Annotated in this window: 6 protein-coding genes and 1 pseudogene; 3 read left to right on the top strand and 4 right to left on the bottom strand. The window is 69.1% G+C overall.

Going from position 1 to position 6591, the window contains the following annotated elements; all coding sequences use genetic code 11:
- Window positions 1-167: 167 nt before the first annotated feature.
- Window positions 168-455 (top strand): CBS domain-containing protein, encoded by a 288-nt coding sequence (locus tag AB0G17_RS34605; RefSeq protein ID WP_361391282.1) that lies wholly within the window; start codon window positions 168-170, stop codon window positions 453-455.
- A 57-nt stretch (window positions 456-512) separates the two neighbouring features.
- A complete protein-coding gene (locus tag AB0G17_RS34600; RefSeq protein ID WP_361391276.1) occupies window positions 513-821 on the top strand; it encodes an SCO5918 family protein in 309 nt (102 codons plus the stop codon).
- A 128-nt stretch (window positions 822-949) separates the two neighbouring features.
- Here AB0G17_RS34600 and AB0G17_RS34595 read toward each other — a convergent pair whose 3' ends face one another.
- Window positions 950-1309 (bottom strand): hypothetical protein, encoded by a 360-nt coding sequence (locus AB0G17_RS34595; protein WP_361391273.1) that lies wholly within the window; start codon window positions 1307-1309, stop codon window positions 950-952.
- Window positions 1310-2425: 1116 nt separating this feature from the next.
- Between AB0G17_RS34595 and AB0G17_RS34590 the strand changes: the two are divergent.
- Window positions 2426-2533 (top strand): annotated as a pseudogene (locus tag AB0G17_RS34590) (MerR family transcriptional regulator); the annotation flags it as partial.
- Here AB0G17_RS34590 and AB0G17_RS34585 read toward each other — a convergent pair.
- The 3 genes from AB0G17_RS34585 to AB0G17_RS34575 all read right to left on the bottom strand — a co-directional run bounded on the left by AB0G17_RS34585 (window position 2534) and on the right by AB0G17_RS34575 (window position 6420).
- A complete protein-coding gene (locus tag AB0G17_RS34585) occupies window positions 2534-3382 on the bottom strand; it encodes a YihY/virulence factor BrkB family protein (protein WP_361391270.1) in 849 nt (282 codons plus the stop codon).
- 178 nt (window positions 3383-3560) lie between these two features.
- A complete protein-coding gene (locus tag AB0G17_RS34580) occupies window positions 3561-4799 on the bottom strand; it encodes a PP2C family protein-serine/threonine phosphatase (RefSeq protein WP_361391267.1) in 1239 nt (412 codons plus the stop codon).
- 547 nt (window positions 4800-5346) lie between these two features.
- Complete coding sequence (locus tag AB0G17_RS34575; RefSeq protein WP_361391264.1) at window positions 5347-6420, bottom strand: enoyl-CoA hydratase/isomerase family protein; 1074 nt, start codon at window positions 6418-6420, stop codon at window positions 5347-5349.
- Between the last annotated feature and the right edge of the window lie 171 nt (window positions 6421-6591).

The following is a 6591-nucleotide window of genomic DNA, read 5'->3' as shown; positions in this document are numbered from 1 at the left end:
CGCCATGCTCCGCGACGGCACCTTCTACGAGTCCCGAACCCCCACCGTCACCCTCGCCGCATGACCACCCCAAACAACCTCAAACCCGGCACCACTTCCTTGACGAAAGACATAGAGGCACCCCCCCCGCGATCGCCCACCCCGTGCACAGGACGGTGGCGCAGGTCATGGACGCGGCCGGACCGCAGGTCTGTGACGACATGAGCGTCGAGGTGGCGCTGTCCGTCATGGCCGCCGCCCGTACGGGTCGACTGGTCGTCTGCGACCAGGACGGTCAGTGCACCGGTCTGGTCACCCAGGCCGAACTCACCACCGTCCGCGACAGCTCCGCCTACACGGACCGCGTCCGCCTGCGCGACATCCTCGGCGACCACCTCGGCGACCACGGGACGTTCACCTCACCCATGGTCGACGAGCAAGGCAGCGCTTTGGGCATCCTCGCCCTCTCCGGCTGAACCGCCTCACCCTGGTCGGGCCGTTCTCCCCTTCTCTCTTTCTCTCTGTGAGGTCACATGCGCTGCGTCATCGCCCGCTTCCCCTTCGAGCTCACCAAGAGCGGCGTGCTGGAATCGATGAAGGGCATCAAGCCCGAAGCGGGCACCGGCGATTCCGTGACCATCGGCCGCCGCCACTACCCCGTCAAGCAGGTCGGCCAGGTCATCACCCGCCAGGACCGCCGTGACTTCAGCGCCGACGAGGTCCTCCGGGCCATGACTCGGCTCGGCTTCACCTGCCGCACCCTGCCCACGGCCGCACCCGAACGCATCCTCAGCTCGCTGCCGCGAGCTTCCGCGATGCTCGGCACGCCCGTATCCGTCTGACCGAGGGATACGACCGCGGCATCTGACCGAGGGAACAGGCGCGAGACGCAACGTGAACGACAGTGGGCCCGACCGGCGTATCGGTCGGGCCCACACTGCGTGCGACGGGTTCCCGCCGCACTGATTGCTCAGCGGTCGGAATAGCTGAAGTCGCCCACGGTCCAGGCGCTGACGTCCTCGATCGCCACGCGGTACATCCCGCCCGTCTCCGGGATCCCCACCGTGCCCTGCAGGATCCGGGCGACGTGGAAGTGCAGATGCGTGGGCGGGCCTTCCTTCTTCTCAGGGGCTTTGAAGATGGGGGAGAACTCTCGCAGGCGGTCCGAGTCCGTCAGCACGTCCGACACCCTCTGCCGCCACACCGCTTCGGGAGCCAGTCGACCGGTGATGACAGCACCACAGGTGACCACGGTCAGGGACATCTGGTTGCTTTGCCCGGACTCCACCAGGGCGGCGATGGCAACGAGCAGTTCGTCAGGCTTCGACATGCCGCAGATTATATTCACCGGTCCGGCTGCTTGAGCGGTGGCGCTACCAGGCAAGACGGGCGCTCACGGTCCTGCCGGCGGAGGCCCCCGGGGAGCCTGGCGGGTGACCGCGGTGGCGCGGGCGAGGCGGTCGACCATGGGCCGGGCGAAGTCAGCCGAAAGGGTGAATTCCCGGCGGCCGCCGGCCCGTGTCGCCGGTAGCTGTGGCGCAGTCGGAGACCGACAGGGCCGACAGAACCGGCAGAAACCACGGACCGGTCGAGCAGTCGAGCGGTTACCTCATCCCCGAACGCACGGAAATCTATGTTGGCCGGAGTAGACATTCGTCGGTGGTGTGGTTATGGTTTCTCTCGTAACCCAGAGAGACAAGCAGGGCCCGGCAGAGACGAACTGCCGGGGAGCAGTACCCGCAGGTGCGGTTGGCAGGACGGTGCGGTGGTGGAGTCGCGAAGCCAGGGTTGTTGCAGGACGGCGACGCGGCTGATGACCGGACCGGGTGGCCCGCGGTGATCAGGGGCCGCCGTGAGCAGTACGGCAGTTGATGCAGTGGCAGTACCAGTTAGTGCAGTACCGGTCAGTGCAGTACGCAGTACCCGCAGTGAAGTCAGTGAGCGGTACCTCGGTGAAGGCGTCGGCTGCGGGCGCGCGCACCGGGAGGTTCGGCAGTGGGGTTCCAAGCCAGAGCAGACGCACGAGCGGCGACGGGGCTGGCTGCCGACAGGGTGGCGCTTGGTGAGGCCACCAGTGGTTCGCAGTATCAGCAGTACAGGTATCAGCAGTACAAGCAGTACGCAGTACAAGCAGTACGCAGTACCCCGTTTGGCAAGTGATTGGTTCAGAGGGAAGAAACGGAGGAGCCGAGCGCCATCAGGATCGCCCGGGCGGAAGCCTTGAGCCCGGGTACCGCAGGACATCGACAGTGAGGTGGTCTCCGGTCAAGCAACCGCGATCCCCGCACCCCCGGCAGCGTGTTGGCCGGGTCCGCGGACACAGAAGGCCGGTGCGGCACTAAGGCCGGCAGATGGTGTAGCAGTTCCTTCGGGGCCCTGGTGCCATACGGCGCCAGGGCCCCTCAGCGCGTTCCCTCCGCATCGCCGCCCGCCGCCCGCCGCCCGCCGCGCCCGCGAACTCGTCGACCAAGGCGCCCTCATCGAAGCCGCCCGCCGCATCATTACCCTCGAAGGCCAACCCCAAGAAGCCCAAGGCATCAACGGCGAACACCGCTCATTCCCCGTGCACAGGCTTCGCCAGCTCCGCGTTGAACTGAGCGCCGACCAGCAGGGACAGGTTGGACAGCCACAGCCACACCAGGAAGACCACGCCGCCTGCCAGCGAACCGTACAGACGGTCATAGGTGCTGACGTAGGAGGTGTACGCGGCGAATCCGAGTGAGACGGCCAGCAGGAGCACCACCGCCAATGCGCCGCCGGGCGCCATCCCCCTGACGGGGCGGGAGGACGCCGGGCCTGAGCGGTACAGGACGAGCACCAGGGCGACGGCGACCGCGGCCACAATCGGCCACCGCAGTGTGTCCCAGGCGGCCTGCGGCCCGGTACCCAGATCCAGCGCCCGGCCCAGTCGCCGGGCCAGGCTGCCACTGAGCAACAACGCGAGGGTCGAGGTGAGAAGCAGGGTGATCAGGACCAGGGCCGTGGCGATGATGCGCGGAGCGGTACGCCAGACCGGCCGGTCCGCGCTGATGCGGTGCATGGCGTACAACGCCCGGCGGAAGACGCTCAGATAGCTGCACCCCGACCACAGGGCTCCCGTCCCTCCTACGAAGATCAGCGTCCATGCCGCCGACGACTGTCCGGCCATCTGCCGCAGGGTGCTGCGGACCAGAGCGCGGGACGCGGCCGGGGCGGCCTGCGCCATGCGGTCGATGACCTCCGGCTTGGCCGTGGGCATGGTCAGACCCAGGATCGAGAGGATCACCAGCAGCAACGGGGACAGGGCCAGGACCGCGTAATAGGTCAGCGCGGCGGCCCAGTCCGTGACGTCGTCGTTCCAGACGGCCACCGGCGTCCGTCGCAGCGCCGCCCACCACCGAGCCCTGCCGTCTGCACCATCCATGACGCGGATGCTCTCACTCTCCGTCCTCGGACCACTTGTCCAGCACTACGGTGCGACACCGCCCGGCCGTGTGTGTCGGGTTACCCCACCACCTGCCTACTGCCCGGGACACTCCAGCCCTCACCCCGCGTATGCCCGGCACGCGTTTCCGGGACACCGGAGCGGAGCAGTCCTTACGTCATCGCCCGGCAGCGGTCCGCCCCGGCCGTGACGGTGCGGAGGCGTCGGCGAGGTCGGCGCCGGTGTCGGCGTCCCGCCGGGAGTGGCCGACGCCGTGCCAGTCCAGGCACATGACGGTCGCGTCGTCCTGCAGGTGGCCGTCGTTGGCGTCGACAATCGCCGCGATGAGCGTACGGGCGGCCTCGCGCGGATGCAGCTCACGGGTGCGCACGATCAGATCCGACAGATCGAAATTCTTGGCGTTGCGCTCCAGCATTCCGTCGGTCAGCATCACCAGCCGGTCGCCCGGCCGCAGGTCCAGCGACTGGACCTGGTACGTGTGAGGGGCATGGAAGCCGAACGGCATATCGACCTTCGGAGTGATCTCCCGCACCTGCCCGTTCCGCATCCGCAGCGGCCAGGGATGCCCGGCGTTGATGAACTCGGTCGTGCCGTCGAGCAGGCTGATGCGCAGGAGCTGGCCGGTGACGTAGCCCTGGCGGCCGTGATCCCGCATGGCCTGGTCGGCCTGGCGGGCCTGTTCGGCGAGGCCCGCACCGGCGCGCCGGGCCCGGCGGAGGGCGCCCACCAGGAGGGTGGCCAGCAGCGCGGCGGCGACGTCGTGGCCCATGGCGTCGGTGACGGAGAGCTGGACGGTGTCCCGGTCGATTACGTAGTCGAAGGTGTCACCCCCGACGTGGTCGGCGGGCTCCAGCGCCCCGGCGACCGCGAACTGGGCGGCCTCGCACGCCAGCGAAGCCGGGAGCAGCCGGTGCTGGATCTCTGCGGCCAGACTCAGCGGGGTGGTGCGGCGGCCCCATTGGTACACGTCGGTGAAGGACCGGTTCGCGATGACGATGTACGCCAGGGCGTGCGCGGTCTCGCCGATCTCTCGCATCGCCTCCGCGTCCGGCGCCACGGGCAGGAACAGTTCGAGAAGCCCGAGCGCGTCCCCGCGGTTGGTCACCGGGGCGACGATCCGCACCAGCGCGCCCTCGCCCTTGTCTTCCACGCTGGGCCGCTGGGTGCGGATCACGTCGTCGTACAGGGTGCCCCGCAGCGCGATGCGCCGGGCGGGCTCATCGGTGTCGACGCTGCCCGCCACCCCCAGCCGTACGACCGAGCCACCGCTGAAGTCGGTGATCAGGAACGACACCGACGCGGCCCCGAGCTGCTCCTGCAGCATGCGCGCGACCACGTCGAGCGACTCCACGGGCGCCGCGGTCTCCGCCGCGGCCAGTGCCCCCGCCAAGGTCATCGCCCTGTCCCGGCTGCCCCCACGCTCGGGAGTACGAGTGGTCGACCCCCTCTCCCCGTCAGGCCCGCCTACGGTCACGGTGACTCCTCGCTGTTCGCTGGTGCTCACGACTTCGGGCCGGGTACTCGCGGGCTCAAGGGGGCGTCACCAGACCCGGTATCAGGCCGAGGTCATTGCACCACAGAGCCCCTGAACGGATCCGCCTGTCGCCGGACCGCTCCTCGAGCGTCCCGCCGGCAGGTGTCCGGAACGCCCGTGCCTCACAGGCACCCCGCCCACCAGACTTCATGCCACGCCGGCACCGGAGGCGACCCAGGGTGCCTGCGCCGTGACGCGCCTCATGGGCGGCCCCGGCGGGACGTACGGCAAGGTCCGGCCATTGGTGAACGCTCTTGGGAGGACGTGGCCCAAGCGACCCTCCCGCACGAGGACTTCGGGCTCGCGAAGGACTTTCAGCGCTACGCCGCCCAGCTGCTCGAACTGAAGGCCAGGCGGGCGGGGTGGGATGCGACTGAACCTTGTGGTGAGAGATTCAGAACCTCGTACATCAGTCCACGGAGGGGAACCCGAGTTCCTGCCCGCCCCCGGTCCCGAAGAACCTCTCCACCACCCCGCCCTCGACCTCCCCGAGCGTCCCCGGCGACCAGCGAGGCTTCCGGTCCTTGTCGATCACCTGGGCCCGGATTCCCTCGACCAGGTCCGGGGAGGTCAGGGCCGCGCAGGAGATGCGGTACTCCTGGGTCAGGGCCTCCTCCAGGGTGGCGAGTTCGCGGGCCTGGCGCATCGCCTTCAGGGTGACCTTGAGGGACGTGGGGGACTTCGTCAGGAGTGTCTCGGCGGTTTCCTTGGCCTCCTGGATACCCGTGGCGAACAGGCGGTCCACGATCTCCTCGACCGTCTCCGCCGCGTAGCAGTCGTCGATCCACTCGCGATATGCGGCGAGTTCGCCGGGCGGGGGAGGCTGATGGGTATGGCGGGGGAGCGCTTCTCGTACGGGCGAGGACGTCAACTCGGCCAGCAGCAGCGGGAGTTGTGCCGACGGGATGTAGTGGTCCGCCAAGCCGCAGAGCAAGGCGTCCGCCGCGCCCACCGGTGTCCCCGTGAGGGCCAGATGGGTGCCCAGTTCGCCGGGCGCGCGGCTGAGCAGATACGTACCGCCCACGTCCGGGACGAAGCCGATGCCCGTCTCGGGCATGGCGACCCGGGAGCGCTCGGTGACGATCCGTACGTTGCCGTGGGCCGAGATTCCGACCCCGCCACCCATCACGATGCCGTCCATCACGGCCACGTACGGCTTGGACCAGCGCGCGATGCGGGCGTTGAGGCGGTACTCGTCCCGCCAGAAGTCCGCCGAGGCCGTGCCGCCCGAGCGGGCGTCGTCGTGGATCGCGCGGATGTCGCCGCCCGCGCAGAGCCCGCGCTCCCCGGCGCCGGTGAGGACGACCGTCTCGATGGCCGGGTCGTGCTCCCACTCCGTCAGTGCCTCATCGATCCGGCGGACCATGGCATGGGTGAGCGCGTTGAGCGCCCTCGGCCGGTTGAGGGTGAGGTGGGCGGTGCGGCCCCGGATCGCGAGCAGGACATGCTCTGCCTCGGCGGCGGCGTCGGTCTCCGGGGTCATCGCGCGGTGTTCGGCAGCGCGCAGGCGGCGGTGGTGGAGCCCATGAGCTGGCGGTTCCTTTCAGATCCTTCCGGATCCGTTCAGGTGATCTCCTCGGGACGATCTCCCCGGATGATCTCCCGAACATATAGTTGGACGTCCTAGTAAGTCCATCGTGTGAGGTCGCGGTCC

The sequence above is a fragment of the Streptomyces sp. NPDC023838 genome (assembly GCF_040639555.1).
GTDB lineage: Bacteria > Actinomycetota > Actinomycetes > Streptomycetales > Streptomycetaceae > Streptomyces.
Note: the sequence above shows the minus strand (reverse complement) of the source record. Positions and strands in the feature narration are given on the sequence as shown.

What these genes read in the sequence shown, in the direction of transcription:
- AB0G17_RS34580 (WP_361391267.1), bottom strand. Translation starts at nt 4,799, where the DNA reads ATGACCTTGGCGGGGGCACTGGCCGCGGCGGAGACCGCGGCGCCCGTG.
- AB0G17_RS34605 (WP_361391282.1), top strand. Translation starts at nt 168, where the DNA reads ATGGACGCGGCCGGACCGCAGGTCTGTGACGACATGAGCGTCGAGGTG.
- AB0G17_RS34575 (WP_361391264.1), bottom strand. Translation starts at nt 6,420, where the DNA reads ATGACCCCGGAGACCGACGCCGCCGCCGAGGCAGAGCATGTCCTGCTC.
- AB0G17_RS34595 (WP_361391273.1), bottom strand. Translation starts at nt 1,309, where the DNA reads ATGTCGAAGCCTGACGAACTGCTCGTTGCCATCGCCGCCCTGGTGGAG.
- AB0G17_RS34600 (WP_361391276.1), top strand. Translation starts at nt 513, where the DNA reads ATGCGCTGCGTCATCGCCCGCTTCCCCTTCGAGCTCACCAAGAGCGGC.
- AB0G17_RS34585 (WP_361391270.1), bottom strand. Translation starts at nt 3,382, where the DNA reads ATGGATGGTGCAGACGGCAGGGCTCGGTGGTGGGCGGCGCTGCGACGG.